The following is a 26,556-nucleotide window of genomic DNA, read 5'->3' on the forward strand; positions in this document are numbered from 1 at the left end:
CCCTACCTGGACGACGAAACTGGCACGTGGACGAGGGAACTCCGTCGTCCACGTGCCAGTTTCACCGGCCGGCCGGTGAAACCGGCCCCGCCGGCCTACAGCTTGCGCAACCGCACCCACCGCACGGAGTGGTCGTGGTCCTTGCGGAGGACGAGGGTGGCGCGGGAGCGGGTGGGGAGGACGTTCTGCTCGAGGTTGGGGCCGTTGATGGCGTCCCAGATGCGGCGCGCCTCGTCGACGGCCTCGTCGTGGGTGAGGGCGGCGTACTTGGCGAAGTAGGACGACGGGTCGCGGAACGCCGTCTCGCGCAGGCGCAGGAAGCGGTCGACGTACCAGTCGCGGATGTGGCTGGTGGAGGCGTCGACGAAGATGGAGAAGTCGAAGAAGTCCGACAGGCCGAGGGCGGTGCGGCCGTCGTCGCGCACGCGGGCGGGCTGCAGCACGTTGAGGCCCTCGACGATGACGATGTCGGGGCGCTTGACGACGACGCGCTCGCCGGGCACCACGTCGTAGACGAGGTGGGAGTAGACGGGCGCCTCGACCTCGTCGCGGCCGGACTTGATGTCGATGACGAAGCGCAGCAGGGCGCGGCGGTCGTAGGACTCGGGGAAGCCCTTGCGCTGCAGCAGTCCGCGGCGCTCGAGCTCGGCGTTGGGGTAGAGGAAGCCGTCGGTGGTCACCAGCGCCACGTTGGGGTGCTCGGGCCAGCGGGCGAGCATCTGCTGCAGCACGCGGGCGGCGGTCGACTTGCCCACGGCCACCGAGCCCGCCAGGCCGATCACGAACGGCGTGCGGGGTGGGGTGCGGCGGTGCAGGAAGGCCTCCTGCTCGCGGTGCAGTGCGGACGCCGAGCTGACGCGCATGCTCAGCAGCCGCGACAGGGGGAGGTAGACGTCGCGCACCTCCTGCACCGACAGTGAGTCGCCGATGCCGCGCAGGCGCTGGACCTCCTCGAGGGTCAGCGGGCTCTCGGTCTCCGAGGCCAGCTCGGCCCAGGTGGCGCGCTCGAGCTCAACGTAGGGCGAGGCCTCGCGGGTCGCCTCGTCGTGGTGGTGCCCCGCGTGGTGGTGGCTGCTCGCCATGATCGCGATTCTTACAGCAGCGGTGGCGAGGGCCACGCGCGCGTCCGGGATCGGGACCGGCCGAGGCTGAACTACAGTGTCGCTCTATGTGCGGGATCGTTGGATACGTAGGGCCGAGGTCGGCCCAGGACACGGTCATCGACGGCCTGCGCCGCCTGGAGTACCGCGGTTACGACTCGGCCGGCGTCGCCCTGGTCACCGAGGGGCGTCTGGCGCTGGAGAAGCGGGCCGGCAAGCTCGCGAACCTCGAGAAGGCGCTCGCCGACGACCCGCTCCCCACGGCCCACGCCGGCATCGGCCACACCCGCTGGGCCACCCACGGCCCGCCCAACGACGTCAACGCCCACCCGCACACGGGCGGCTCGCGCCGCGTCGCGCTGGTGCACAACGGCATCATCGAGAACTTCATCGAGCTGCGCGAGCGCATCGAGCGCGACGACCACGTGCTCCTCAGCGACACCGACACCGAGATCGTGGCGCACCTGATCGAGCTGCAGGTCCAGTCCGGCGTCGATCTCACCACCGCCATGCAGCGCGTGTGCCAGCAACTGGACGGCGCGTTCACGCTCGTCGCGGTCGACGCCGAGGAGCCCGGCAAGGTCGTCGCGGCCCGCTGCAACTCGCCCCTGGTGGTGGGCATCGGCGAGGGCGAGAACTTCCTCGGCTCCGACGTCGCGGCCTTCATCGAGCACACGCGCGAGGCCCTCGAGCTCGGGCAGGACCAGATCGTCGTCCTCACCGCCGACGGCGTGGATGTCATGGACTTCTGGGGTCGCCCCGCCGACGCCACGCGCTTCCACGTCGACTGGGACCTCTCGGCCGCCGAGAAGGACGGTCACGACTGGTTCATGCGCAAGGAGATCTTCGAGCAGCCCCGCGCGGTGGCCGACTCCCTCATCGGACGACGCACCGCCCGCGGTCAGCTGCAGCTCGACGAGATGCGCCTGGCCGACGAGGAGCTGCGCGACGTCGACAAGATCATCATCATCGCGTGCGGCACCTCCTTCTACGCCGGGATGGTGGCCAAGTACGCCATCGAGCACTGGACCCGCACGCCGGTGGAGGTCGAGCTCGCCTCCGAGTTCCGCTACCGCGACCCGATCATCGACTCCACGACGCTGATCGTGGCGATCAGCCAGTCGGGCGAGACCGCCGACACGCTGCAGGCCATCCGCCACGCCCGCGCCCAGCGCGCGAAGGTGCTGGCGATCTGCAACACCAACGGCTCCTCGATCCCGCGCGAGTCCGACGCCGTGATCTACACCCACGCCGGCCCCGAGATCGGCGTGGCCTCCACCAAGGGCTTCTTGACCCAGCTGGTGGCCTGCTACCTGCTCGCGCTCTACATCGCGCAGGTCAAGGGCACCCGCTTCGGTGACGAGATCGACGAGATCATGGAGCAGCTCGAGCAGATGCCCGGGCACATCGAGACCGTGCTCGGCGACGCCGACACGATCTACCAGCTCGCCCGGGAGCACTCCGGCACCCGCTCGGTGCTCTTCCTCGGCCGCCACGCGGGCTACCCGGTGGCCCTCGAGGGCGCGCTGAAGCTCAAGGAGCTCGCCTACCTGCACGCCGAGGGCTTCGCGGCCGGCGAGCTCAAGCACGGCCCGATCGCGCTCGTCGAGGAGGGCCTGCCCGTGCTGTGCGTCGTGCCGCCCAAGGGCCGCGACCAGCTGCACGGCAAGATGCTGAGCGGTATTCAGGAGGTGCGGGCGCGCGGTGCGCGCACCATCTGCCTGGCGGAGGCCGACGACACCTCGATCGAGCCCTACGCCGACGTCCTCGTCCGACTGCCCAAGGTGCCGGTGCTCCTGCAGCCGCTGGTGTCGGTGGTGCCCCTGCAGCTCTTCGCCTGCGAGCTCGCCACGGCGCTGGGCCACGACGTCGACCAGCCGCGCAACCTGGCCAAGTCGGTCACGGTCGAGTAGCGGGCGCGGGCGCCCGGCGAGCGGGGAGGCGGCGCGTGGCCGTGGTGGGTATCGGTGTCGACGTGTGCGACATCGCCCGGTTCGAGGCCTCCTGCGCCCGCACCCCGGCGCTGCTCACGACGCTGTTCACCGACGCCGAGCGGCAGCTGCCGGCGGCCTCGCTGGCAGCACGGTTCGCCGCGAAGGAGGCGCTCGCAAAGGCCCTCGGTGCCCCGGGCGGCATGAGCTGGCAGGACGCCGAGGTGGTGCGCGAGCCGAGCGGGCGACCCGTGTTCGTGCTGCGCGGCACCGTGCAGGCGGCCCTCGAGCGCGCCGGCGCCGCCTCGGTGCACCTCTCACTCACCCACGACGCCGGCATCGCCTCGGCCTTCGTGGTGCTCGAGAGCTGAGCCGGGCGCGAGCCCCGAGGCCCTGGGAGAAGGAGGACGACGTGCTGCGAGCCCACACCGTCGAGCAGGTGCGCGCCGCGGAGGCCGCGGTGTTCGCCACGCTGCCATCGGGTGCCGAGGACGCCCTCATGCTTCGCGCCGCGCGCGGTCTGGCCCACGCGGTGATCGACCTGCTCGGCGGCGCGGTCGGACGACGGGTGCTGCTGCTCGTGGGCAGCGGCGACAACGGCGGCGACGCGCTGCACGCGGGGGCGGTGCTCGCGCGGCGCGGGGCAGCCGTCGAGGCCTGGTTGCTCGGATCCGCCGTGCACGAGGGCGGTCTCGCGGCCCTGCGTGCGGCCGGTGGTCGCGCTCGTCCGGCGGGGGAGGACGTGCCGACGCTGCCGGAGCTGCCGGCCACGTGGCGCGCGGCGGGGGCGGACGTCGTCCTCGACGCGGTGGTGGGGATCGGCGGGCGACCGGGCCTGCGCCCGGCGGCCGAGCGCGCCTTAGCGGCGGTCGAGGCGTACGGCACCCCGATCGTCGCGGTCGACATCCCCTCGGGCGTGGACGTCGACACCGGCGCCACCCCGGAGCGCCACGTGCGGGCCGCGCTCACGGTCACCTTCGGCACGCTCAAGCCGTGCCACCTGCTGGACCCGGCAGCCTCCGCCTGCGGCGCAGTGCACCTCGTCGACCTCGACCTCGACCTGCCGCCGGCCGCCGTCGAGGCGCTGCAGCCGCACGACGTGGCGGCTCTGGTGCCGAGGCCCGCACCCGACGCGCACAAGTACACCCGCGGCGTGGTCGGCGTCCGCGCCGGATCGGCCACCTACCCCGGCGCCGGCCTGCTGAGCGTGGCCGGAGCGGCGTGCGGCCTGGCCGGCATGGTGCGCCACGTCGGCGACGACACCGTGCGCGCGCTCGTGCGCGCCGCCCACCCCGAGGTGGTCGGCGACGGGCGCGTGCAGGCGTGGGTGGTGGGCTCGGGCAGCGACACCGATGCCGCCGAGGCCCTGCGCGCCTGCCTCGAGGACGACGTCCCGCTCGTCGTCGACGCCGACGCGATCGCCCACGCCGACCTCGTGCGCGGGCGCCCGGCGGTGCTCACGCCGCACGCGGGCGAGCTGGCGCGACTCACCGGCGTGGAGCGCGAGCAGGTGGAGGCCGAGCCGCTCCGGCACGCGCGTGCCGCGGCGGCCGACCTCGGCGTGGTCGTGCTGCTCAAGGGACGACGCACGCTCGCCGCCCACCCCGACGGACGCGTGCGCGTGACCACCACCGGCACCCCGTGGCTGGCCACGGCGGGCGCCGGGGACGTGCTGGGCGGGTTGATCGGCGCGCTGCTCGCCGGTGGCCTCGACCCGTTCGACGCGGCGTCCGTGGGCTCGTGGCTGCACGGGGCGGCCGCCACCGCGGCGTCCTCGGGCGGCCCGATCGTGGCCGGTGACGTGGCGCGGGCGCTGCCCGGGGTGCTCGCCCGCCTCCTCGACGCGACTCCCCAGGTCCCCACCGCCGAGCACCCCCTGGGATGATCGGGCGCATGACGCGCGGGCCGCAGACCCCCGAGATCGTGGTCGACGTGGCCGCGATCCGGGCCAACGCGCGGTTGCTGCGCGAGGTGACGGGCGTGCCGCTCATTGCGGTGGTGAAGGCCGACGGCTACGGCCACGGCATGCTCGAGAGCGCCCGTGCCGCGCTCGAGGGCGGCGCCACCATGCTCGCCACCGCGACCCTCGACGAGGCGCTCGCGCTGCGCCGCAGCGGCGTCGAGGCGCCCCTGATGTGCTGGCTCACCGCACCCGACGCCGACCACGTGAGCGCGCTGAGGGAGAACATCGAACCCACGGCCTACACGGTGGCCGAGCTCGATGCGCTCGACGACGCCGCGCAGCACGACGGTGCGGAAGGCCTCGCGCGGCTCGGCAGCCACCTGCCTCCCGGCGTGCAGCTCAAGGTCGACACCGGGCTCTCCCGCGGCGGCGCGGCGCGCGCCGACTGGGAGGCGCTCTTCGCCCGCGCCCGACGCGGCGAGGTCGAGGGCCGCTGGCGCATCACGGGCATCTGGTCGCACTTCGCCTGCGCCGACGAGCCCGACCACCCGGCCAACGAGCGGCAGGAGACCGCCTTCCGCGAGGCGCTCGCGCTGGCCGAGCGCCACGGCCTCGCCCCGACGCTGCGGCACCTGGCGAACTCCGCCGCGGCGCTGCTGCGTCCCTCCGCCCGCTTCGACGCGGTGCGCTGCGGCATCGCGCTCTACGGGCTCGACCCCGCCCCCGGGCAGGTCGACCTCGCGGCCGTGCCGCTGCGCCCGGCGATGACCGTGCGTGCGCCGCTCGTGATGGTCAAGCACCTCGCGGCCGGCGACGCCGTCTCCTACGGCCAGCGCTGGGTGGCCCCGGCGCCCACGACGGTCGGGCTCGTGCCGGTCGGCTACGCCGAGGGAGTGCCGCGCGCCGCGTCGCGCCCGGGCGAGCGGTCGGTCGACGTCCTCGTGGCCGGGCGACGCCGCCCCGTGCGCGGCACCGTGTGCATGGACCAGGTCGTCGTCGATCTCGACGGCGACGAGCCGCCGGTGGGCGCCGAGGCCGTGCTCTTCGGCGACGGTGCCGACGGTGCCCCCACCGCCCAGGAGTGGGCCGAGGTGTGCGGCACCATCAACTACGAGATCGTCACCAGGATCGGGGGACGCATGATCCGCAGGCACGTCGACAGCGACGGCGTCGCGCTGCCCGAGGAGGCCGCCCGATGAGCCGCCGCGCCCGGATCGCCGGCTCCCTGGCCGGAGCCCTCGGCGTGGCCGCCGCCGGATCGGTGGCGGTCGGCGTGCTGCGCCAGCAGCGCCAGATCAGTCGTCGCGCCGGCGACCAGGTCGCCTTCGGTGCCCTGCGCTCCGAGCCCGTCACCGTGCTCGCGGACGACGGCGTCGCGCTGCACGTGGAGATCGACGAGGTCGACGAGCCCGGCGCCGACCGCGGCGCCGTCGACCGGCTGCTGCGCCGCCAGCGCTCCGGCACGCCACCGGTCACCGTGGTGTTCGTCCACGGCTTCTGCCTCGAGCTCGACTGCTGGCACTTCCAGCGCGCGGCCTACCGCGGGCTGGTGCGCACGGTCTACTACGACCAGCGCTCGCACGGGCGCTCGGGCGACTCCTCGCGCGAGAACGCCACGATCGACCAGCTCGGCCACGACCTGCGCGCGGTGATCGAGGCCGTGGTGCCCGACGGCCCCGTGGTGCTCGTGGGCCACTCGATGGGTGGCATGTCGATCGTGGCCCTGGTGGAGCACTACCCCGAGCTGGTGGGGGAGCGGATCGTCGGCGTGGGGCTGGTCGCCACCACCGCCGGGGGTCTCGACCCCAGCCGCGTGCTGCTGCCGATGCTGCCCGCGCGCCTCAGCGGCCCGCTCGCCGGCCGGGCCCTGCGGGCCCTGCGCCACGGCCACCGCCCGATCGACCTGCTGCGCCGAGCGGGCGGAGCGATCGCCCTGGTGGCCACCGACCGCTTCGCCTTCGGCGGCGAGGTGCCGCGCAGCTACGTCGAGTTCGTCGACCGCATGCTCTCGGCCACGCCCTTCGAGGTGGTCGCCGACTTCTTCCCGACCCTGGGCTCGCTCGACAAGTTCGACCAGGTCGAGCAGCTCTCGGCCGTGCCCACCTCGGTGATCTGCGGCACCGCCGACAAGCTGACCTCGATCGGCCACTCGCGCAAGCTGCACGCGCGCATCGAGGGCTCGCGCCTGCTCGAGTGCGAGGGCGCCGGTCACCTCGTGATCATGGAGCGCCACGACCTCGTCAACGCCGAGCTCGACCAGCTCATCACCGCCGCCACCGCCCGGGCGGAACGTCGATGACCGCCCCGACCCCGACCGGTCCCGCGGCCACCGACGACGGGGGCGTCGTCGTCCACGTGGTCGGCCCCGAGGCCGCTGCACAGGTGCTGGCCGTCGTCCGCGCGGCCTTCGCGGCACGACCCGCGCTCGACCCGCCGGCCGACGCCCTCGCCGAGACCGAGGAAAGCATCGCCGCGCTGCTCGGCAACGGCGGCGGCCTGCTGGCCCTCGACAGCACGCGCGGCGACGAGCCCGTCGGCGCGGTCGTGCTCGACACCGTCCGCGGCGCGATCTCCGCGGACGACGCCGTCTACTTGCGCCGCTTCGGCATCGCCCCGCACGCCCAGGGGCGCGGGGTGGCCACCCGCCTCGTGCGAGCCGCGCTGGCCGAGGTGGCCAGGCGCGAGGGCCCGGCCCGCGTGGTGGTGCTCGCGCGCGAGGAGCTGCCCCGCACGGCCGGTTTCTGGGCCGACATGGGCTTCGTCGAGTCGGCCCGGCACCGGCCCTACATCGAGATGGCTCGCACGGTGCCGGTGGTGCGCGAGGTGCCCTCGGCCGAGGCCATGCGCGATCTCGGACGACGCGTGGCCAGCATCCTGGAGGCCGGTGACCTGCTCGTGCTCACGGGCGACCTGGGGGCGGGCAAGACCACGTTCACCCAGGGTCTCGGCGACGGCCTGGGCGTGCGCGGCGGCGTGACCTCGCCGACCTTCGTGATCAGTCGCGTGCACCCCTCGCTCGGCGACGGCCCCCCGCTGGTGCACGTCGACGCCTATCGCCTCGGTGGCCGCGCCGAGCTCGACGACCTCGACCTCGACACCGACCTGGCCGACGCCGTCACCGTGGTGGAGTGGGGTGCGGGCGTGGCCGAGGGGCTCGCCGACGCCCGGCTCAAGGTGCGCATCCGGCGCGCCACCGCGGCGGTCGACGTCGATCCCGAGGCCGATCCGCGCGTCGTCGAGATCGACGCCGTGGGTGCGCGCTGGTCCGGCGTCGACCTGCGCGGCCTCTGACGGCGCGGCCCGCGCGCGGCGCCCACCGCCGCGGACCACTCGCCCCGGTCGATCGGATGTGTCTGCGATCGCGCCGGTAAAGCTGCACCGCGCACGCTCAGGTGGCCGCGAGCGCCGCCGATGCACTGCCTGGTCACCCGGTGAGGACCCCGTCCCGCAGACCCGGGCACGCCGCCGACCCGGGACCTCCGCCCATGGACCGAGGTCCCGCGGGGGGTGGGTCGTGGTGACCAGTCGCTCCGGCCCCGCGCAGGTGCCGCCGGAGGCTTCGGCGTTCGTAACCTCGACGTGCAGGACCAGACACGGATGTCGAGGGGGCGCAGGATGCGCGTACGCAGGATGTGGACACGGCTCACGTCGTTGCTCGCCACGCTGATGGTGGTGGGCACGATCCTGGTCGGCACGGCCACCTCGCGGGCCGGAGCCGGCGCGGCTGACGCGGCCCCCGAGGCCACCCGCCACCTGCCCGCCGAGACCGTCGCCCAGGAGGTGCGCGGCGCCACGGGCGACACCGCCGGCGCCGGCGCTCTCGCGGCCGCCCGTGCGATGGGCGGCCTGAGTGCCCGCATCACTGTCCGGGGCTCGAACGTCCTCGTCGCCGGGCGCACCCGCGCCCGAGCCGTCGTGCGGGTGCAGGCCCGTCCGCGCAGCACCGCGCGGTGGACCACGATGCGCGTCGGACGTGCCGACCGCAAGGGCGCCTACCGCCTGAGCGTGCGTCGTCCGAGCGTGCGCAGCACCCTGCGCGTGGTCACCGCCACCGGCGCCCGCACCCTCGGTACCGTCGGCCCGGTCGCCACCGCGGCCGTCAAGGCGCCCTCGGACGCCTGCGGTGTGCGGCCTCGCAAGAGCGACGGCACCTACTGGGCGTGCTCGTTCAACGACGAGTTCTCCGGCGCCGCGCTCGACAGCAGCAAGTGGACCGCCTCCACCGGGCTGGGCACCGGCTTCTGCTACGCCGACAGCCCCGAGGTGGTCTCGGTGTCGGGCGGCGCGCTGCGGCTGAGCGCGAAGCCGGTCGGAGGCTCCCTGCTGTGCCCGGCCGACAGCCTGGGCCTGGCCGCCCCCTACGCCACCGGCACGGTGTCGACCTTCTGGAAGTGGAGCCAGCAGTACGGTCGCTTCGAGGTGCGCATGCGCAACCAGCTCTTCAGCCGTCCGGGTCTGCAGGAGGCCTTCTGGCTCTGGCCTGACATCCGCTACAGCCCCACCGACACCTGGCCGGCCTCCGGCGAGATCGACATCGTCGAGACCTACTCCCAGCACCCGAACCTCGCCATCCCGTTCCTGCACTACACCGAGAACGACAACGGCGGCCCCGTGCCCGGTCTCAACACCGCCTGGAACTGCTACGCCTCGCGCGGCTACTGGCACACCTACACCCTCGAGTGGACGGCGGACCGCGTGACGATCAGCGTCGACGGCCGCACCTGCCTGGTGAACACCGCCGGAGCGCCGAGCTTCCGCAAGCCGTTCATCATCGCGCTGAGCCAGCTCATGGGCGTGGGCGCCAACGCCCTCACCTCGCCGATGACGACGCCCGCCACCACCTACGTCGACTACGTGCGGGTCTGGAAGTAGGGCCGCCGGGCGCAGGGGCCGCCGAGCGTCGGCCGGAGCAGCCCGGACGGTAGCCTCGGGGCCGTGCTGCTCGCCCTCGACACCTCCTCGCCCACCGTGTCCGTGGCCCTCCACAGCGGCGTGGACGACGGTGCGGCGGCGGTGCTGGCGCAGGCCGCGTCGGCGCAGTCGATGAAGCACGGCGAGCAGCTCGCGCCGCTGATCGAGCAGGTGCTGGAGCAGGCGGGTGCGGTGCCCGGCGACCTGTCCGCCATCGTCGTCGGCGCCGGCCCCGGCCCCTTCACCGGGCTCCGCGTCGGCCTGGTCACCGCGCGCACGCTCGGGCACGTGCTCGAGGTGCCGGTGCACGGGGTGTGCTCGCTCGACGCACTCGCCCTGGAGGCGATCGCCCTGGGGCTCGTCGGGGGCGACTTCGCGGTGGCCACCGACGCGCGCCGCAAGGAGGTCTACCTCGCCCGCTACGACGCCGCAGGCGTGCGCGCGGAGGAGCCCGTGGTGGAGCGCCCGGCCATGCTGGCCGAGCAGCTGGGCGACCTGCCGGTCCTCGGGGAGGGGACCCGGCTCTACCCAGGCGTCCTCCCCGGCACCGTGGACGACGACCGCGCACCGCTGCGGCCCGCCGCGGCATGGCTGGCGCGAGGCGTCGTGGAGCGGCGGGTCGTCGTCCTCGAGCCGGAGCCGCTGTACCTGCGGCGCCCCGACGCGGAGGGGCGGTGAGGATGGCGCCGGACGTCGACACCGCCCGCCCCGCCGACCTCGCGTGGATCGAGGAGCTGGAGCAGGTGGCCTTCCCGCTCGACCCCTGGTCGCCGGCGCTCCTCGGTGAGGCCCTCGAGGGGCGGCTGCCGACGACCGCGGTGATCGCCGCCCGCGACGCCGACGGGGCTGCGCTGGGCTACGCGGTGGTCGCCGTCGTCGACGTGGACGCCGAGCTGCAGCGCATCGCGGTCGCGCCCGACGTCCGCGGTCGCGGGGTGGGGGAGGCGCTGGTGCGAGGGGTGGCCGAGCTGTCGCGGAGCCGCGGCGCCACGCGGCTGCTGCTCGAGGTGCGCGAGGACAACGCGCCCGCCCTCGCGCTCTACCGCCGCACCGGTTTCGGCGACCTCGGACGCCGCGAGCGCTACTACCGCGACGGCACGGCCGCCCTCGTGCTGGAGCGGCCCCTGACGAGCCTCGAGCACGGCCACGACGCGACATGGGAGATGAGCTGGTGAACCGCGACGAGCCCCTGGTGCTGGGCATCGAGACCTCCTGCGACGAGACCGGCGTGGGCATCGTGCGTGGCACGACCCTGCTGGCCGACGCGATCGCGAGCAGCGTCGACGAGCACGCGCGCTTCGGCGGCGTCGTGCCCGAGGTGGCCAGCCGCGCGCACCTGCAGGCGATGGTGCCCACGATCGAGCGCGCGTGCACGACCGCGGGCGTGAGCCTGCGCGACGTCGACGCGATCGCCGTCACCCACGGGCCCGGCCTGGCCGGAGCCCTGCTGGTGGGCGTGGCCTCGGCGAAGGCGCTGGCGCTGGGCCTGGGCAAGCCGATCTACGGGGTCAACCACCTCGCCGCGCACGTGGCCGTCGACCAGCTCGAGCACGGTCCGCTGCCGGAGCCGTGCATCGCCCTGCTGGTCTCGGGCGGGCACTCGAGCCTGCTGCGCGTCACCGACGTCACCGGCGCCGCGAGCGGGGTCGCGCCGATGGGCGCCACCATCGACGACGCCGCCGGCGAGGCCTTCGACAAGGTGGCCCGCCTGCTCGGCCTGCCGTTCCCGGGCGGCCCGCACATCGACCGCGTGGCACGCGACGGCGGGCAGGTCGTCATCGACTTCCCCCGCGGCCTCACCAGCCGCCGCGACCTCGAGCGCCACCGCTTCGACTTCTCCTTCTCCGGCCTCAAGACGGCCGTGGCGCGCTGGGTCGAGGCCCGCGAGCTCAGCGGCGAGGCGGTGCCGGTGGCCGACGTGGCGGCGTCCTTCCAGGAGGCGGTGTGCGACGTCCTCGTGCGCAAGGCCATCGACGCCGCGGCCAGCGAGGGCATCGAGGACCTCATGATCGGCGGCGGCGTCGCGGCGAACTCGCGGCTGCGGGCGATGGCCGAGGAGCGCGCCTCGGCCAAGGGCATCCGGGTGCGGGTGCCGCGCCCGGGCCTGTGCACCGACAACGGAGCGATGGTGGCCGCGCTCGGGGCCGAGATGGTGGCGCGCGGGCGCACGCCGTCCTCGCTCGACCTGCCGGCCGACTCGAGCCTCCCGGTCACCGACGTCCTGGCGGGCTGATCCGCCGCACCTGGCATCCCGCCCGGTCGCGCCTTCCAGCGGCCGCTAGGTTGACTGCGACGCACGTCACCCGCCAGCCGGCACCCGTCGCACTCGTCGCAGGAGGAAGCATGCACCAGGTCAAGGCCGTCGTCGCGAAGGCCAAGGGAGCCCCCGTCGAGATCGTGACGATCAACGTGCCCGACCCGGGCCCGGGCGAGGCGCTGGTGAAGGTGCTCTCGTGCGGGGTGTGCCACACCGACCTGCACTACCGCGAGGGCGGCATCAACGACGACTTCCCGTTCCTGCTGGGGCACGAGGCCGCCGGCATCGTCGAGGCCGTGGGCGACGACGTCACGTCGGTGGCGCCGGGCGACTTCGTCGTCCTCAACTGGCGTGCGGTGTGCGGGGAGTGCCGCGCGTGCAAGCGCGGCGACCTGCAGTACTGCTTCGCCACGCACAACGCCACGCAGAAGATGACCTTGGAGGACGGCACCGAGCTCTCGCCGGCCCTGGGCATCGGCGCCTTCGCGGAGAAGACCCTGGTGGCGGCCGGTCAGTGCACCAAGGTGAACGCCGACGCCCGCCCCGCCGCGGTCGGCCTGCTGGGCTGCGGCGTGATGGCCGGCGTCGGCGCGGCCATCAACACCGGTGCGATCACGCGCGGTCGCTCGATCGCCGTGATCGGCTGCGGTGGCGTGGGCGTGGCCGCGATCGCGGGCGCGGCGCTGGCGGGCGCCTCGCCGATCATCGCGGTCGACATCGACGCCAAGAAGCTCGAGAAGGCGCGCCAGCTGGGCGCCACGCACGTGGTGGACTCCTCGCAGGTCGACCCGGTGGAGGAGATCAAGCGGATCTGCGCGGAGGTCTACGAGGGCGCCGACGGCGCCGACGTGGTGGTGGAGGCGGTGGGCCGCCCCGAGACCTGGAAGCAGGCCTTCTACGCCCGCGACCTGGCCGGCACCGTGGTGCTGGTCGGCGTGCCGACCCCTGACATGACGGTGCCCGAGATCCCGCTGATCGACGTCTTCGGTCGCGGTGGTGCGCTGAAGTCGAGCTGGTACGGCGACTGCCTGCCCAGCCGCGACTTCCCGATGCTGGTCGACCTCTACCGCCAGGGCCGCCTCGACCTCGATGCGTTCGTGACCGAGGAGATCGCCCTCGACGCGGTCGAGGCGGCGTTCGAGCGCATGCACCACGGCGACGTCCTGCGCTCGGTGGTGGTGCTCTGATGGCCGCTCCGGTGGGTCGGCTGCGGGTGGATCACGCGGTGTCGTCGGGCACGTTCTCCCTCGATGGCGAGACCTTCGACGTCGACAACAACATCTGGGTCGTCGGCGACGACGCCGAGTGCATCGTGATCGACGCCCCGCACTCGATCGACGACATCCTCGCGGTGGTGGGGGAGCGCACCATCAAGGCCATCGTGTGCACCCACGCGCACGACGACCACGTGCGCGTGGCCCCGGCGCTGCGGGTGGCCGCCAACGGAGGCTCCGGCGCGCCGATCCTCCTGCACCCCGACGACCGCCCGCTGTGGGAGCTCACCCACGGCGGCCCTGACGCGGTCGACGGCGAGCTGTGGGACGTCGACCTCGCCGACGGCGCGCGCCTCGAGGTCGCCGGCACGACGCTGGAGGTGATCCACACGCCCGGTCACGCGCCGGGTGCGGTGTGCCTGTACGCGCCCGACCTGGGCTGCGTCTTCACCGGCGACACGCTCTTCCACGGCGGCCCCGGGGCGACAGGTCGCTCCTTCAGCGACCGGCCCACCCTCGAGGCCTCCATCCGGGCGCGGCTGTTTGCCCTGCCCGACGACACCGTCGTCCACACCGGCCACGGCGAGTCCACCACCATCGGCGCCGAGGCCGCCGCGCTGGGGCGCTGAGGCCCGTCGTCCACGGCTGAGGTGCGGGTCGGCCCGGCTCCGGGGGGTTGCGGTTTTGCGCCAAACCGCAACATTTGCCGGGCAGATGTTGCGGTTTGGCACCAATCGGCGCCCCTCGACCGCACCGGCACCACCCGCCACAGCCGATCAGCAGAGCCGTCAGTGCGGCTCGACGAGCAGCGCCGTGCCGTCGCCACCCACCCGCGTGAGGACGACGGTCGCCTCGCCGTCGCCGCGCAGCCCGAGGCGACGACGCAGCTCCTCGGGCACGACCTCGACGCCACGCTTCTTGATCGTCAGGCGCCCGATGCCCCGCTCGCGCAGGGCGGCGCGGAGCTGCTTCTCGCGGAACGGCAGCTGCTCGACCACCCGGTAGCCGCGGGCGAACGGGGTGACGAAGGCGCGCTCGCTGACGACGTAGGCGATCTTCTCGTCGAGCAGCGCTCCCTCGACGCCGGCGGCGACCGCGGTGACGAGGCCGGCCCTAATGACGGCGCCGTCGGGCTCGTAGAGGTGGTCGCCCGGTGCCACCGCGCGGGTGTCGACCGCGGCGGGGCCGGGGTCGTCGTCCTCGGTGAGGGTGGCCAGGCCGCCGGTGCCGATCACGGTGGCGCGGCGCGCGACGGTGGCGGTGCGCCCGGACCACAGCGCCGCCTCCTTCACCTCGCCGGCCTCGCTCACCCACTCCGCCTCGACGCCGCGCGGCACGAGGTCGTGGGGGATGCCGGGCGCGACCTTCACGCAGGCGTCCCCGGTGAGGACCTCGGTGACCCACGACCACGGCGGCGTCCAGTCCTCCACGCGGAAGGTGCGCCCCGCGCCGGTGCGGCGGGCGGGGTCGGCGAAGGCGAGCTCGAAGGCGCGGCGGTCGATCTCGGTGGCGTCGGCCACCTGGACGGCGCCCGCGAGGCCGAGCGCGGCGAGGTTGGCCCGGGCGACGGCGACCCGCACGGGGTCGAGGTCGACGCCCGCGCAGATGAGCCCCGCCTCGGCAGAGGCGATGAGGTCGCCGCCGATGCCGCAGCCGAGGTCGATCACGGTGCGGGCGCCGAAGGCCGCGGCGCGGCCGGCGCGGTGGGCGGCGACGCGGCGGCGGGTGGCCTGCTCGAGGCCGTCGGGGGTGAAGAAGAGCCGGGGCGCGAGGTCGCCAAACTTGGTGCTCGCCTTGGCGCGCAGACCGATCTGGGTCCAGGCCGCGGCGGCCCGCTCGGGCGTCGCACGCCGACGCAGCGCCTCGCCCGCGGCGAGCGCGTCGGCGCCGGAGGACTGCAGGGAGGCGGCCTCGGCGAGCAGCTGGGCGCCGTCCTCGGTGAGCAGCCATTCGAAGGTCGCCAGGTCCACGGCGCCGATCCTCTCAGCAGCCGCGGGCGCGACCCACGCCGGTTCGGGTCCGGCCGAGTCTTTACGTGCGGAGCGTTGTCCGCCGCACCCGGCCGTCGGTGCCGTTCGCTGCCGCACTGATCGCTGCCGCACTGCCACCTCGCGGCACACCATCGTCTCCCCCTCGGCGGTGGACGGCGTGGGTCGCGCTCGGGCTGGCCGGGGTGCTCGCCGCGCTCGCGGTCTCCCTGTTCGCGCCGCCGGTGAGCTCGCGGGCGACGTCTCCGACGGGGGAGTGGGAGGCGGTCGTCGACCACCCCGCCGCGCTGCTCGACGAGCAGACCCGGGTGCGGGTCGTCGAGCGCGGATGGCTGCGCGACCGCACCGTCGTCGAGCTGTGCGAGGAGTACGGGGTCGCCCATCACGCCCTCGGGTGGCGCGACGAGGACACCCTCGTGATCTCCCGCGCCGGCGGCGCCCCGCAGGTCGTGGTCGAACTCGGCGCGGCGAGCGGCGACGGGCGGGCCCGGGCGTCGATCCTCGGCGGCCGCTCCGACTTCGGCGCCTGCCGCTGACGAGCGGGCGGCGGCCCGGGAGCGCGAGCTGCCGACCTCCTCTGGCACTCGGTTGGAGAGAGTGCTAGTTTCGCTCTGGCACTCTCGCATCGAGTGTGCCAACGCGGATCGCCTCCGGCCCAGCCGGCGGCCTGCCCCGCGCCCGAGAGTCCGAACGCACGCCAAGTAGCACGAGAAAGTGGAGGTCGACATCGTGTCGGTCAACATCAAGCCGCTCGAGGACCGGATCGTCGTCAAGCCCCTGGAGGCCGAGCAGACCACCGCCTCCGGTCTGGTCATCCCCGACACCGCGAAGGAGAAGCCCCAGGAGGGCGAGGTCCTCGCGATCGGCCCGGGTCGCATCGACGACAACGGCAACCGCGTCCCGCTCGACGTCGCCGTCGGCGACAAGGTCATCTACAGCAAGTACGGCGGCACCGAGGTCAAGTACGCCGGCCAGGAGTACCTCATCCTCTCGGCCCGCGACGTGCTGGCCGTCCTCGGCTGAGCCACATCCTCACTCGAACCGCCCGGGACGTCGCCCGCCGGTCGTCGTCTCGACGATCGCGCCGCGACGCCCCGGGCGTTCGGCTTTCCGCAGACCATCGCTAGGAGTAGTCAGTGCCCAAGATCCTGGAGTTCGACGAGAACGCCCGCCGTGCCCTCGAGCGCGGCGTGGACGCGCTCGCCAACGCCGTCAAGGTGACCCTCGGCCCCAAGGGCCGCTACGTCGTCCTCGACAAGAAGTGGGGCGCCCCCACGATCACCAACGACGGTGTCACCGTCGCCCGTGAGGTCGAGCTCGACGACCCGTTCGAGAACCTCGGTGCGCAGCTCACCAAGGAGGTCGCCACCAAGACCAACGACGTCGCCGGTGACGGCACCACCACCGCCACCGTCCTCGCCCAGGCGCTCGTGCACGAGGGTCTGCGCGCCGTGGCCGCGGGCTCGAACCCGATGGGCCTCAAGCGGGGCATGGACGCCGCGGCTGCCGCCGTGGCCGACGCCCTCAAGGCCGCCGCCCGCGACGTGGACGACGAGAAGGACATCGCCGCGGTCGCCACCGTCTCCTCGCGCGACGCCCACATCGGCGACCTGCTCGCCGACGCCTTCGGCAAGGTCGGCAAGGACGGCGTCATCACCGTCGAGGAGTCGAGCACCCCCTCGACCGAGCTCGAGTTCACCGAGGGTATGCAGTTCGACAAGGGCTTCATCTCGGCGTACTTCGTCACCGACGCCGAGCGCCAGGAGGCCGTGCTCGACGACCCCTACATCCTCATCCACCAGGGCAAGATCTCGGCGATCGCCGAGCTGCTGCCCCTGCTGGAGAAGGTCATCCAGGCCGGCAAGCCGCTGTTCATCCTCGCCGAGGACGTCGAGGGCGAGGCGCTCTCGACCCTCGTGGTCAACAAGATCCGCGGCACCTTCAACGCCGTCGCGGTGAAGGCTCCCGCCTTCGGCGACCGCCGCAAGGCGATCCTGCAGGACATCGCCGTGCTCACCGGCGGCCAGGTCATCTCGCCCGAGGTCGGCCTCAAGCTCGACCAGGTCGGCCTCGACGTGCTGGGCCAGGCCCGCCGCATCGTGGTCACCAAGGACAACACCACCATCGTCGACGGCGCCGGAGAGGCCGCCGAGGTGGCTGGTCGCGTGGAGCAGATCAAGCGCGAGATCGAGGCCTCGGACTCCGACTGGGACACCGAGAAGCTCCAGGAGCGCCTCGCCAAGCTCGCCGGCGGCGTCGTCGTCATCAAGGTCGGCGCGCACACCGAGGTCGAGCTCAAGGAGAAGAAGCACCGCATCGAGGACGCCGTCTCGGCGACCCGCGCGGCCATCGAGGAGGGCATCGTCCCCGGCGGCGGCTCGGCGATCATCCACGCCGTCTCCGCCCTCGACGGCGACCTCGGCCTCACCGGCGAGGAGGCCGTCGGCGTGCGCATCGTGCGCAAGGCCGCCGAGGAGCCCCTGCGCTGGATCGCCGAGAACGGCGGCGAGAACGGCTACGTCGTCACCAACAAGGTGCGCGAGCTCGGCCCCGGCAACGGCTACAACGCCGCCACCGGCGAGTACGGCGACCTGCTGGCCCAGGGCGTCATCGACCCGGTCAAGGTCACCCGCTCCGCGCTGGCCAACGCGGTGTCGGTCGCGGGCATGCTGCTCACCACCGAGACCCTGGTCGTCGACAAGCCCGAGGAGGAGCAGCCCGACGCCGGCCACGGCCACGGGCACGGCCACGGTCACTGACCTCCGTCGGCTCCCCGCAGCACCCGGCGGCCCGTCGTCCTCACCTCGAGGACGGCGGGCCGTCGGCGTTCGTGCGCCCGCGCTGTTGCCGCCGCCGCCCCGCTGGCCACCGGCCAGGCGGGATGTAACACGCCGTCCACCCGTCTACCTGACGCCTCTCAGTCGCCGTGGTGCCGATTTCGCCCGGTGAGTGACTGACAGGTGGCGACCAGACGGGTGGACGGCGTGTTACATCGGCGGCCGGTCCGGTCCCGCGGCGGCCGGTCCGGTCCCGCGGCGGCCGGTCCGGTCCATCGGCGGCCGGTCCGGTCCCGCGGCGGATGGCCGGCGGCGGGGCCGACCATCCGCCGGCCGGGGACCGGGTCCCCGGGGCCAACGTCCCGACGAAACGTGGATGAGCGCGGGGCGTGACGCGGCTCCGGCATAGTTGCCCCCATGTTGTGGCGCGTGCGTGCAGGACTCCCCGACCGACCCGGCGCACTCGCCGAGATCGCCGCCGCCTGCGGGCGCGAGGGCGTGAACATCGCGGGGGTGCAGATCTTCCCCGAGGGCGAGAAGGTCACCGACGAGCTCGTGCTGCAGGTGCCCGAGGGCTGGGACCTCGCGCGGCTCACCGAGATGCTCACCGCCGCCGGAGGGACGCGCGTCACCGGCATCCCCGTCACGGCGGCCGCGCTGGAGGACCAGCCCACCCGCTACGTGCTGGCGGTGCGCTCGATCATCGCGCGCCCGGCGTCCTTCCCCGACGTGGTCGCGCACCTCTTCGACGCCGACGTCGAGCCCGGCGAGGGCTCGGAGGACGTGCTGGAGATGAACGTGGGGGAGGCGGCGACGATCCAGATCCGCCGCGACCAGCCGTTCACCGCCACCGAGCGGGCGCGGGCCACGGCGCTGGCCGAGCTGGTGGGCGACGTCCTCGACGCCCAGGCGCCGCCCGCCCCGGCCACCGTCGGCGCGGGCGAGGTCAGCTACGTGACCGACGGGCTCGTCGTCTCCGCACTCGCCGGCGGCCTCGTGGCCGGCCGCGCCGAGGTCACCCCCCTCGAGGACGACGACGCGCCGTGGCCGGTCGACCTCTGGGTCGACCCCGCCTGGCAGCGTCGCGGTCTCGGCACCCGCCTCCTCGCGGACGTCGCCCGCGCGGCGCGCGCGGCCGGCGGTGAGGAGATCGTGCTCACTGCGCCGTCCGACAGCCACGCGGTGCTGCCGATGGTGCTGGCCGCCGGCATGCGCGGGCGGATCCGGATGGCCGGGGAGCGGCTCACGGTGCGCATCGCGCTCACCGACATCAAGCGCGCCTGACCTCCCCGTCGCCCGCCCTCCCGCGCCGTCCACCGCGCCTCGCGGCGTCGCACTAGCGCCCGTCGGAGGGCGCCTCGATACCGGGGGGTGACCCGCCCCATGGCGCTCGTGAAAACATTCACAAACCCGTGAACCGGGCTCTGCGCAGGCGTAGCGTCGAGGACGTGATGAGCATCGACGTCCTCACCTCCCTGGTCCAGACAGCCGGTGAGACGACCGCTCGAGCGGCCGCCGCAACCGAGCCCGCAGGGCTCCTCCCGGCTCGACAGCAGATGGCCCTCTCGCTGGGATGGCACATCATCATCGCCTGCTTCGGCGTGGCCCTGCCCGCGATGATCTTCGTGATGCACCTGCGCGGCATCCGCCGTGACGACCCGGTCGCGCTCGGTCTCGCGCAGCGCTGGGCGAAGGTCTCCGCCGTCCTGTTCGCCATCGGTGCCGTCTCGGGCACCGTGCTCAGCTTCGAGATGGGCGTGCTGTGGCCCGGGCTGATGGGGCCCTTCGGCGACGTCCTCGGCCTGCCCTTCGCCTTCGAGGGTCTCGCGTTCTTCCTCGAGGCCATCTTCCTCGGCATCTACCTCTACGGCTGGGGCCGCATGCCTGCCAAGCAGCACGTGATGATGGTGCTGCCGATGGCGCTCACCGGCATCGTCGGCGCCTACTGCGTGATCGCGGTGAACTCGTGGATGAACGACCCCACCGGCTTCCGCATCGTCGGCGGCGAGGTCACCGACGTCCAGCCGTGGTCGGTGCTGTTCAACGCCCACGCGTTCGTGCAGTTCGCCCACATGTGGCTCGGCGCCTACATGATCGCCGGCTTCACGGTGGCCGGCGTCTACGCCGTCGGCATGCTGCGCGGACGACGCGACGCCCACCACCGCCTCGGCTTCATGGTGCCGTTCGTCTTCGCCTCCGTCGCCGCCCTCACCCAGCCGTTCGCCGGGCACGTGCTGGGCCTCGGGCTCGACGAGCGCCAGCCCGCCAAGCTCGCGGCCTTCGAGCTCGCCGAGACCCAGGAGAGCCCGTCGCCGCTGCGTCTCGGCGGCGTGCTCGTGGACGGCGAGGTGAAGGGCAACATCGACATCCCCGGCCTCGGCTCGCTGATCGCCATGAACTCGCTGACCGACCCCGTGCCGAGCCTGGACCAGATCCCGGCCGACGAGCAGCCGCCGGTCAACACCACGCACCTGGCCTTCCAGACCATGGTCGGGATCGGCACGCTGCTGGCCGCCGGGGTGGCCGGGTTCTGGGTGCTGCGCCGCCGGGGGATCGACCTGCTCGAGAAGCGGTGGTTCCTTCGTTCGGTGGCGCTGGCCGGGCCGCTGTCGGTGATCGCGCTCGAGGCGGGCTGGGTGGCCACCGAGGTGGGCCGGCAGCCGTGGATCGTGCAGGGGGTGCTGCGCACCACCGACGCCGTGGGCGACTACTCCTCGGGCCTGTGGTGGCTGCTGGGAGCCTCCTCCGTGGTCTACACGGCGATGACCATCGGCGCGGTCGTGGTGCTGCGCTCGATGGCCCGCCGCTGGCGCGCCGGCGAGACCGACCTGCCGAGCCCGTACGCGCCCGAGCGCGACGCCGACGACCGCGAGGAGGTGCCCGCCCGATGACGCTCGCCGTCGCCGTGGCCGCCGCCCTCTTCGTCGGTGTGATCGCCTACGCCGTGCTCGGCGGCGCCGACTTCGGCTCGGGGTTCTACGACCTCTTAGCCGGAGGCAGCCGCCGTGGTGCCGAGCTGCGCACCCTGGTCGACCACAGCATCGGGCCCGTGTGGGAGGCCAACCACGTGTGGCTGATCTACGTGCTGGTGGTGTGGTGGACCGGCTTCCCCGAGTCCTTCGCCGCCGCGATGTCGACCCTCGTGCTGCCCCTGCTGTTCGCGCTGCTCGGCATCGTGCTGCGCGGGGCGAGCTTCGCCTTCCGCAAGTACTCCGCCACCCTCGGCCAAGCGCGCTTCTTCGGGGTGGTCTTCGCGACCTCCTCCATCATCACGCCGTTCTTCTTCGGCACGATCGCCGGCGCCATCGCGTCGGGCCGCGTGCCCCTCGAGGGCACCGGCGATCGCTGGGGTGCGTGGATCAACCCCACCTCGCTCTTCGGCGGTCTCATCGCCGTGGGCACCTGTGCCTTCCTCGCCGGCACCTTCCTCGTCGCCGATGCCGAGCGCGGCGGCCACCCGCGCCTCGCCGACTCCCTGCGCCGTCGTGCGCTCGCGGTGGGGGCGGCCACCGGAGCGCTGGTGTTCGCCGCCCTCGTGCCGATCCAGAACGACGCCCCGACGCTGGCCGCCGGCCTCGAGGGCCGCGCCGCCCCGCTCGTCGTGCTGGCCGGCATCGGCGGTGTGGCCACCATGGTGCTGCTCTGGCGGCGCCGCTACGCCGTCGCCCGCCTGAGCGCCGTCGCCGCCGTCGCCGCCGTCGTCTCCGGCTGGGGGGTGGGCCAGTACCCGTGGCTCCTCGTCGACCAGGTCACCATCGCCGACGCCGCCGGTGCCACCGCCACCCTGCAGGGCCTGCTCGTCGCCGTCGGCCTCGCGGTGGTCGTCGTCCTGCCCCCGCTCGTCTACCTCTTCCGCCTCACCCAGACCGAGGCCTGGTCGCGCCACTGACCCCGCCGAGAAGGCAGGGATGATGCGCCGTCGTGGCAGGGATGGTGCGCCGAGACGGCGTCAGGTGAGGTGCAGCGCCCGGCGCGGGCAGGCGCGGACGGCGGCGCGGGCGTCGGCGATCTGCGCGGGGGTCACACCGCCGTCCGCGAGCACGATCGGGTAGCCCCACTCGTCGAGGCGCACGAGGTCGGGCAGCAGCTCGTGGCAGAGCCCGTGGGCCTTGCAGGCGGGCCAGTCGACGCGGAGCCGGGCAGCGTCGCCGCCGGAGCCGCTCACGAGGCCACCTCCTGCGCCGCTCCCGCGCCGCACCCGCCGTCGGCGTGCGCCGCGACCTCCCCGGCGAGCGCGGTGAGCGCCGAGGCCACGAGCCGCGCGGTGCCGTCGGGGTGCGCGCACGCGCCCCGCCCGGTCACGAGTCCGCTCAGGCGGGCGGCCTCCTCGCGCGCCCCCACCACCCCGTGGACGACGCCCCGCACCGCCCGCGCGAGCGCCGGCAGCCCGTTGACGCAGGGCCCGCACCGCCCCGCGCTCTCGGCGGCGAGGTGCTCGACGATCGCGGCGGTGAGCCCGAGCGGGCAGGCGTCGGGGCCGGGGGCGATGATCACGCCGGCGCCCAGGCCGACGCCGCGCTCGCGCAGCTCGGCGCGCGAGAGGTGCGCTCCCGCGAGGGCGGCGGACGTCGTCCACGTGCCGTGGAAGCCGCCGATGAGCACCGGTGCGTCCCACGCCAGGGCCGGCAGGAGAGGTGCGAGCGGCGTCCCGTGCTCGACCTCCACGACGGTGACCGGCGTCCCGGCCGCGTGCAGGGTGAGCAGGGTGGTGCCGGGCTCGTCGCGGGTGCCGCGCTCGAGCGTGGGCCGGATCCCCTCCAGGGCCAGCAGGCCGATGTGCGCCCAGGTCTCGGCGTTCGAGAGCAGCGTGGGCCGGCCGCGGTGGCCGCTCACCGCCTCCGGGGCCCAGGCCGTGACGGGCAGCCCGGGGCGCCCCGCCATCAGCTCGAGGACGGCGCGCGCCTGGCCCGCCACGAAGCGCGCCGGTGCGTCATGCACGCGCCAGGTGAGCCGCGCGTCGGTGCGCTCACCGACGGCGGTGGCCAGCAGTCCGCTCGCCCGCGGCCGGTCGCCCGGCAGCACCACGTGGACCTCGCGCGCCCCCAGGGCCCGGGCCGCGACCGCGGCTCCGTCGAGCACCAGGTGGGGAGCGACCTCGGCCAGCGCGGCGTCCTTCGCCGACGCAGGCTCGCCCTCGCTGGCGTTGACGACGACGATCGGCCTGCGGCCCCGGCGGGCGTGCTCGGCCGCCGTGCGCAGCTTGCGGGCGAAGGGGAAACCGGCACCCCCGCGGCCCTGCACCGCCGCGGCGCCCGCCATCGCGTGCAGCGAGGCCAGGTCGAGCTCGGGCGGCTCGCCGTGGCGCAGCCGGTGCGCCCGGAGGTCGTGCGCGTGCGTGGTGTGGCGCAGCAGCGCCGGGCCCGGCTCGATGCGCGGGTGGTGCTCGATCGAGATCGGGCTTGCTCCGGCGTGCGCGAGGATGTCGCGCTCGCTCGCGGGCGCGGTCACCGGCGCGACCCCGGGCCCGCCGGAACCGCGCCCAGCGGGGGAGTCGCGAGCGCCGTGATCGGGGCGGTGGGTGTGGAGGGCGTCGGTCGCGCCACCACGCGGTAGACGAACGCGATCGCCACGAGGGCGATGCTGAGCACGATCGGGGCCAGCGCCCACGTCGTCCACGACGCGGGGTCGCGCAGGTCGGTGCCGATCATCACCCCGTGGACGACGCCCGCCAGCCACGCCGCCCACGACGTCAGGTGCACCACCCGCCAGGCGCTGTGGCGCAGTCGCCCGCGCACGGCGGTGGTGAGCGCCACTGCGATCATCAGGTCGAACCCGAGGGTGCCGAGGGCCAGCCACACCGGCTCGTAGGTGCCGCCCCACGGCACCACGGCGTGCCACCAGCGGATGTCGACGTACTCGTCGGCCACCGCGGTGACCACGTGGGCGAGCAGCAGCGCCAGGCCCCCGAGCGCGAGGTTGCGGTGCAGCGACTGCGTGACGAAGCGCGGCACCCGGGCGCCGCCGTCGCCCGCCGCGCGCCCGCGCAGGGTGAGCACGCCGAGGGCGATGGACAGGCTCAGCACCACGGTCAGGGTGATGCCGGTGCTGCGGTTGAGGAACCACAGCAGGGGGGTCTCGCTCATCGTCGCTCCTCGCTGGTGATCGGCTCGGTCATCGGCCCGGTCATCGGCTCGGGCGTCGGCTCGGGCGTCGGCCAGGCGCCGATCGGTTGCTCGGTGCCGTCGGCTGCGACGAGCAGCGCGGCACTCACGTGGGGCTTGCTCGCCAGCCAGGCGGCGGCATCGGCGCCCAGCACGATCGCGGCCGTGGTGGCGGTGTTGGCTGCCACGCAGGTGGGGGCGGCCGCCGTCACCGTGCGCCACGCGCCGCTCGCCGGCGCCCCGGTGCGCGGGTCCAGCAGGTGGTGGACGACGCCCGCTCCCCGCTGCCAGCGCCGCACCCGCGTGCTCGAGGTGGCCAGCGCACCGGTGACCTCGACGCGACGCTCGGGTGCGTCGTCCGGAAGTTCGAGCACCGCGACCTCCCAGGGCGTGTCGCCGAGCGTGCGCAGGTCGCCGCCCACCGACACCACGGCCTCGTCGATGCCATGCGCGCCCAGCGCGGTGACGGCGAGGTCGGTGCACCATGCCTTCGCCGTGGCGCCGAGATCGAGCGCGGTGCCCGCGGGGATGCGCAGTGCGGCGTCGTCGACCTCGATCTCGCGCCAGGCCTCCAGCGGCACCGGTGTGCCGGCGGGGCCGAGGGCGTCGGTGTCAGCGCCGAGGAGGCTCGCGGCGGTGGGGGTCGGGAGCAGGCTGAAGGTGCGGTCGTAGCCCAGCTGCACGAGCGGACGACCGAGCAGCGGATGCACGAGTCCGCCGGTGGCGGCCGCGGCGTCGAGCGCGACGCGCACGGCGGCGACCAGCAGCGGGTCGACCTCCACCCAGCGGCCGGGATGGCGGTTGACGACGGCGAGGTCGGAGTCGTCGCGGAAGCGGCTGGCGACCTCGTCGACGTCGGTGAGCACCTCCTCGACCAGCCGCCGCGCGAGAGCGAGATCGGCGCCAGAGCGGGTCTCCACGTGGACGCCGCACCCCAGCGCCGTCCACCGGGCCACGTGGCGCTGACCGGAGGCCGAGGCCCGCTCGGGAGCGTCGGCCGGACGGGTGAGCGAGTTCACGAGCCGCTCGACGCCGGGGGCGGGGGCGGCGGCGGGGGCGGGGGAGGGGCGGGGGTGGAGGTGCCGCCACCGCCGCGTGTGCCCCCGCCGCTGCTCGTGCCGGCGCCCGCGTTGTTGCTCCCGCCGCCGGAGGTGCTCGCCGTCGACTGTCCGCGCGCGCCGCGGCCGCTGCCGGCGCTCACGCTGGAGCGGCCCGGACCGGCCTGGCCGGCCTGGCTGCTCGAGCCTCCGCCCGCGCCGACCACGTAGCGGGTGGTCACGCGGGTGCGGTGCGGACGCTTCTTCCACACCACGGGCGGCGGTGTGGCGGCGCGCTCGGCCTCCGCGAGCGCCGCCTCGTAGGCGGCCTTCTTGGCCTCGTAGGCCGCGAGCTCGCGGGCGCGGTCGGCGCGTGCGGCGGCGTCGTCCTCGTGCTTGAGGCGCGCGGCCTGGCCGGTGATCGCCCCGGTGCCGAGGAGGGCGCCGGCGGCCAGCACGCCGGAGAGGCCGGTGACGGCCCAGCGGTAGCGGTCGCGGCTGCGAGCGGAATAGGTCACGAGTGAATGGTCGGCACGCGCGCGCCAAATCTGTCTCACCCGAGGATCAAATCCACGTCAAGGTTGAACTTGACCTGGATTTGAGGCGCAGGCGACGCGGACCTGACGCTGACCGGCCGATGGTGAGGCCATGACGAAGACGAGGACCACTCCCGCACGCCGCCTCACGCAGCGCGGCGCCGTGAGCGCCGCCCTGACCACGCTCATCGCCTCGCTCGCCGTCGGCACCGCCGGAGCCGTCGTGGTGTACCGCGGCGTGGCCGGGCCCGCGGCCGAGCCGACCCCCACGCCCGACCTCGCCGCGGCCACGTCGCCGTCGGCCACCCCGAGCCCGACCGCCGAGCCGACCCCCACCCCGGTGGTGAAGCTCGCTCCCTGCGAGGCGCCGGCGAAGCTGGAGAAGGGGGTGTGCGTCACCGAGCAGGTGCGCACCGTGGTGGTTCCTCCCGCCGCACCGGCCCAGGCCGCACCGGCGCCCGCCTCCGACGACCGGGTCGCTCGCGGCGGCGGTCGCGGTCGTGGCCAGGACGACGCGGCTCGCGGAGGCCGTGGCGACGCGGCCGGCGACGACCGCGGTGGTCGCGGCTCGCAGGGTGGTCGCGACGACCAGACCCGCGGCCCGCGAGCCCACGACGACGACCGCGACGACGACCGGGGTGAGGACCGCGACGACGACCGGGGTGACGACCGCGGCGACGACGAGCAGGAGCACGAGGACGGCGAGGACCACGGCGAGGACCACGAGGACCACGGCGACGACGACTGAGTCGGTGCCGGACCTCCACGCCGGTCCCGCTGGCTCCGCCGATCCCGCTAATC

At 74.4% G+C, this 26,556-nt stretch carries 26 protein-coding genes; 19 read left to right on the top strand and 7 right to left on the bottom strand.

All coding sequences use genetic code 11. From position 1 onward, the window contains the following. Nucleotides 1-95: 95 nt before the first annotated feature. On the bottom strand, nucleotides 96-1,082 hold the full coding sequence (gene coaA / locus ACERUJ_RS14235; RefSeq protein WP_370249368.1) for a type I pantothenate kinase: 987 nt from the start codon (nucleotides 1,080-1,082) through the stop codon (nucleotides 96-98). 86 nt (nucleotides 1,083-1,168) lie between these two features. Between coaA and glmS the strand changes: the two genes are divergently transcribed. The 12 genes from glmS to ACERUJ_RS14295 all read left to right on the top strand — a co-directional run bounded on the left by glmS (nucleotide 1,169) and on the right by ACERUJ_RS14295 (nucleotide 13,945). Next, the gene (gene glmS, locus ACERUJ_RS14240; RefSeq protein WP_370249328.1) at nucleotides 1,169-3,013 is read left to right on the top strand and encodes a glutamine--fructose-6-phosphate transaminase (isomerizing); all 1,845 of its coding nucleotides are present in this window, start codon (nucleotides 1,169-1,171) and stop codon (nucleotides 3,011-3,013) included. A 35-nt stretch (nucleotides 3,014-3,048) separates the two neighbouring features. After that, nucleotides 3,049-3,402 carry a holo-ACP synthase gene (locus ACERUJ_RS14245; RefSeq protein WP_370249329.1) on the top strand — a complete coding sequence of 118 codons (354 nt, stop codon included), beginning with the start codon at nucleotides 3,049-3,051 and terminating at the stop codon, nucleotides 3,400-3,402. A gap of 41 nt (nucleotides 3,403-3,443) precedes the next feature. After that, nucleotides 3,444-4,916, top strand: coding sequence for an NAD(P)H-hydrate dehydratase (locus tag ACERUJ_RS14250; RefSeq protein WP_370249330.1), 1,473 nt, complete (start codon nucleotides 3,444-3,446; stop codon nucleotides 4,914-4,916). Nucleotides 4,917-4,924: 8 nt separating this feature from the next. Continuing rightward, nucleotides 4,925-6,133 carry an alanine racemase gene (gene alr, locus ACERUJ_RS14255; RefSeq protein ID WP_370249331.1) on the top strand — a complete coding sequence of 403 codons (1,209 nt, stop codon included), beginning with the start codon at nucleotides 4,925-4,927 and terminating at the stop codon, nucleotides 6,131-6,133. Further along, nucleotides 6,130-7,233, top strand: a complete 1,104-nt coding sequence (locus tag ACERUJ_RS14260; protein WP_370249332.1) for an alpha/beta fold hydrolase — start codon at nucleotides 6,130-6,132, stop codon at nucleotides 7,231-7,233. Before alr ends, ACERUJ_RS14260 begins: the two co-directional genes overlap by 4 nt. Then, nucleotides 7,230-8,225 (top strand): tRNA (adenosine(37)-N6)-threonylcarbamoyltransferase complex ATPase subunit type 1 TsaE, encoded by a 996-nt coding sequence (gene tsaE / locus ACERUJ_RS14265; RefSeq protein ID WP_370249333.1) that lies wholly within the window; start codon nucleotides 7,230-7,232, stop codon nucleotides 8,223-8,225. Before ACERUJ_RS14260 ends, tsaE begins: the two co-directional genes overlap by 4 nt. Nucleotides 8,226-8,549: 324 nt before the next feature. Then, complete coding sequence (locus ACERUJ_RS14270; protein ID WP_370249334.1) at nucleotides 8,550-9,806, top strand: family 16 glycosylhydrolase; 1,257 nt, start codon at nucleotides 8,550-8,552, stop codon at nucleotides 9,804-9,806. 63 nt (nucleotides 9,807-9,869) lie between these two features. Next, complete coding sequence (gene tsaB / locus ACERUJ_RS14275; RefSeq protein WP_370249335.1) at nucleotides 9,870-10,523, top strand: tRNA (adenosine(37)-N6)-threonylcarbamoyltransferase complex dimerization subunit type 1 TsaB; 654 nt, start codon at nucleotides 9,870-9,872, stop codon at nucleotides 10,521-10,523. A gap of 2 nt (nucleotides 10,524-10,525) precedes the next feature. Then, nucleotides 10,526-11,020 (top strand): ribosomal protein S18-alanine N-acetyltransferase, encoded by a 495-nt coding sequence (gene rimI, locus ACERUJ_RS14280; protein WP_370249336.1) that lies wholly within the window; start codon nucleotides 10,526-10,528, stop codon nucleotides 11,018-11,020. Then, nucleotides 11,002-12,078: a tRNA (adenosine(37)-N6)-threonylcarbamoyltransferase complex transferase subunit TsaD gene (gene tsaD, locus ACERUJ_RS14285; RefSeq protein ID WP_370249337.1), complete on the top strand. Its 1,077-nt coding sequence runs from the start codon at nucleotides 11,002-11,004 to the stop codon at nucleotides 12,076-12,078. Before rimI ends, tsaD begins: the two co-directional genes overlap by 19 nt. Nucleotides 12,079-12,188: 110 nt before the next feature. After that, entirely contained in the window at nucleotides 12,189-13,289 is a 1,101-nt protein-coding gene (locus ACERUJ_RS14290; RefSeq protein WP_370249338.1) for an S-(hydroxymethyl)mycothiol dehydrogenase, read from the top strand. After that, nucleotides 13,289-13,945: an MBL fold metallo-hydrolase gene (locus ACERUJ_RS14295; RefSeq protein WP_370249339.1), complete on the top strand. Its 657-nt coding sequence runs from the start codon at nucleotides 13,289-13,291 to the stop codon at nucleotides 13,943-13,945. The genes ACERUJ_RS14290 and ACERUJ_RS14295 overlap by 1 nt, the downstream gene beginning before the upstream one ends. Nucleotides 13,946-14,104: 159 nt before the next feature. On the opposite strand, the gene ACERUJ_RS14300 is transcribed toward ACERUJ_RS14295, so the two are convergent. Further along, nucleotides 14,105-15,286 carry a methyltransferase domain-containing protein gene (locus ACERUJ_RS14300; RefSeq protein ID WP_370249340.1) on the bottom strand — a complete coding sequence of 394 codons (1,182 nt, stop codon included), beginning with the start codon at nucleotides 15,284-15,286 and terminating at the stop codon, nucleotides 14,105-14,107. A gap of 203 nt (nucleotides 15,287-15,489) precedes the next feature. Here ACERUJ_RS14300 and ACERUJ_RS14305 point away from each other — a divergent pair, with 203 nt between their 5' ends. The 6 genes from ACERUJ_RS14305 (at nucleotide 15,490) to ACERUJ_RS14330 (ending at nucleotide 21,970) form a co-directional block, all read left to right on the top strand. Further along, the gene (locus ACERUJ_RS14305) at nucleotides 15,490-15,840 is read left to right on the top strand and encodes a hypothetical protein (RefSeq protein WP_370249341.1); all 351 of its coding nucleotides are present in this window, start codon (nucleotides 15,490-15,492) and stop codon (nucleotides 15,838-15,840) included. A gap of 193 nt (nucleotides 15,841-16,033) precedes the next feature. Then, nucleotides 16,034-16,327: a co-chaperone GroES gene (groES, locus tag ACERUJ_RS14310; RefSeq protein WP_370249370.1), complete on the top strand. Its 294-nt coding sequence runs from the start codon at nucleotides 16,034-16,036 to the stop codon at nucleotides 16,325-16,327. A 113-nt stretch (nucleotides 16,328-16,440) separates the two neighbouring features. Then, nucleotides 16,441-18,063, top strand: a complete 1,623-nt coding sequence (gene groL / locus ACERUJ_RS14315) for a chaperonin GroEL (protein WP_370249342.1) — start codon at nucleotides 16,441-16,443, stop codon at nucleotides 18,061-18,063. 447 nt (nucleotides 18,064-18,510) lie between these two features. Beyond that, nucleotides 18,511-19,365, top strand: coding sequence for a GNAT family N-acetyltransferase (locus ACERUJ_RS14320; RefSeq protein ID WP_370249343.1), 855 nt, complete (start codon nucleotides 18,511-18,513; stop codon nucleotides 19,363-19,365). A 167-nt stretch (nucleotides 19,366-19,532) separates the two neighbouring features. Next, nucleotides 19,533-20,972 (top strand): cytochrome ubiquinol oxidase subunit I, encoded by a 1,440-nt coding sequence (locus tag ACERUJ_RS14325; RefSeq protein ID WP_372715311.1) that lies wholly within the window; start codon nucleotides 19,533-19,535, stop codon nucleotides 20,970-20,972. After that, the gene (locus ACERUJ_RS14330) at nucleotides 20,969-21,970 is read left to right on the top strand and encodes a cytochrome d ubiquinol oxidase subunit II (protein WP_370249345.1); all 1,002 of its coding nucleotides are present in this window, start codon (nucleotides 20,969-20,971) and stop codon (nucleotides 21,968-21,970) included. Before ACERUJ_RS14325 ends, ACERUJ_RS14330 begins: the two co-directional genes overlap by 4 nt. 60 nt (nucleotides 21,971-22,030) lie before the next feature. Here the strand turns inward: ACERUJ_RS14330 and ACERUJ_RS14335 are convergent, their stop codons facing one another. Genes ACERUJ_RS14335 through ACERUJ_RS14355 form a run of 5 tightly spaced genes read right to left on the bottom strand, consistent with a single transcriptional unit; the run spans nucleotide 22,031 to nucleotide 25,737 of the window. Continuing rightward, nucleotides 22,031-22,246, bottom strand: a complete 216-nt coding sequence (locus ACERUJ_RS14335; RefSeq protein ID WP_370249347.1) for a ferredoxin — start codon at nucleotides 22,244-22,246, stop codon at nucleotides 22,031-22,033. Then, nucleotides 22,243-23,529 (bottom strand): NADH-ubiquinone oxidoreductase-F iron-sulfur binding region domain-containing protein, encoded by a 1,287-nt coding sequence (locus ACERUJ_RS14340; protein WP_370249348.1) that lies wholly within the window; start codon nucleotides 23,527-23,529, stop codon nucleotides 22,243-22,245. Before ACERUJ_RS14340 ends, ACERUJ_RS14335 begins: the two co-directional genes overlap by 4 nt. Further along, nucleotides 23,526-24,164 carry a ferric reductase gene (locus ACERUJ_RS14345; RefSeq protein ID WP_370249349.1) on the bottom strand — a complete coding sequence of 213 codons (639 nt, stop codon included), beginning with the start codon at nucleotides 24,162-24,164 and terminating at the stop codon, nucleotides 23,526-23,528. The genes ACERUJ_RS14340 and ACERUJ_RS14345 overlap by 4 nt, the downstream gene beginning before the upstream one ends. Continuing rightward, complete coding sequence (locus ACERUJ_RS14350; protein ID WP_370249350.1) at nucleotides 24,161-25,201, bottom strand: FAD:protein FMN transferase; 1,041 nt, start codon at nucleotides 25,199-25,201, stop codon at nucleotides 24,161-24,163. Before ACERUJ_RS14350 ends, ACERUJ_RS14345 begins: the two co-directional genes overlap by 4 nt. Then, on the bottom strand, nucleotides 25,198-25,737 hold the full coding sequence (locus tag ACERUJ_RS14355; protein ID WP_370249351.1) for a hypothetical protein: 540 nt from the start codon (nucleotides 25,735-25,737) through the stop codon (nucleotides 25,198-25,200). The genes ACERUJ_RS14350 and ACERUJ_RS14355 overlap by 4 nt, the downstream gene beginning before the upstream one ends. Nucleotides 25,738-25,867: 130 nt before the next feature. Between ACERUJ_RS14355 and ACERUJ_RS14360 the strand changes: the two genes are divergently transcribed. Beyond that, nucleotides 25,868-26,503: a hypothetical protein gene (locus ACERUJ_RS14360; protein WP_370249352.1), complete on the top strand. Its 636-nt coding sequence runs from the start codon at nucleotides 25,868-25,870 to the stop codon at nucleotides 26,501-26,503. The last annotated feature ends 53 nt before the right edge of the window (nucleotides 26,504-26,556 follow it).

The sequence above is a fragment of the Nocardioides sp. genome (genome assembly GCF_964228225.1).
Classification (GTDB): domain Bacteria; phylum Actinomycetota; class Actinomycetes; order Propionibacteriales; family Nocardioidaceae; genus Nocardioides.

Coding starts and splice junctions, on each gene's coding strand:
- tsaE (WP_370249333.1), top strand. CDS start 7,230: ATGACCGCCCCGACCCCGACCGGTCCCGCGGCCACCGACGACGGGGGC.
- glmS (WP_370249328.1), top strand. CDS start 1,169: ATGTGCGGGATCGTTGGATACGTAGGGCCGAGGTCGGCCCAGGACACG.
- alr (WP_370249331.1), top strand. CDS start 4,925: ATGACGCGCGGGCCGCAGACCCCCGAGATCGTGGTCGACGTGGCCGCG.
- ACERUJ_RS14295 (WP_370249339.1), top strand. CDS start 13,289: ATGGCCGCTCCGGTGGGTCGGCTGCGGGTGGATCACGCGGTGTCGTCG.
- ACERUJ_RS14345 (WP_370249349.1), bottom strand. CDS start 24,164: ATGAGCGAGACCCCCCTGCTGTGGTTCCTCAACCGCAGCACCGGCATC.
- ACERUJ_RS14290 (WP_370249338.1), top strand. CDS start 12,189: ATGCACCAGGTCAAGGCCGTCGTCGCGAAGGCCAAGGGAGCCCCCGTC.
- ACERUJ_RS14270 (WP_370249334.1), top strand. CDS start 8,550: ATGCGCGTACGCAGGATGTGGACACGGCTCACGTCGTTGCTCGCCACG.
- tsaD (WP_370249337.1), top strand. CDS start 11,002: ATGGGAGATGAGCTGGTGAACCGCGACGAGCCCCTGGTGCTGGGCATC.
- ACERUJ_RS14325 (WP_372715311.1), top strand. CDS start 19,533: ATGAGCATCGACGTCCTCACCTCCCTGGTCCAGACAGCCGGTGAGACG.
- ACERUJ_RS14260 (WP_370249332.1), top strand. CDS start 6,130: ATGAGCCGCCGCGCCCGGATCGCCGGCTCCCTGGCCGGAGCCCTCGGC.
- ACERUJ_RS14360 (WP_370249352.1), top strand. CDS start 25,868: ATGACGAAGACGAGGACCACTCCCGCACGCCGCCTCACGCAGCGCGGC.
- ACERUJ_RS14330 (WP_370249345.1), top strand. CDS start 20,969: ATGACGCTCGCCGTCGCCGTGGCCGCCGCCCTCTTCGTCGGTGTGATC.
- rimI (WP_370249336.1), top strand. CDS start 10,526: ATGGCGCCGGACGTCGACACCGCCCGCCCCGCCGACCTCGCGTGGATC.
- coaA (WP_370249368.1), bottom strand. CDS start 1,082: ATGGCGAGCAGCCACCACCACGCGGGGCACCACCACGACGAGGCGACC.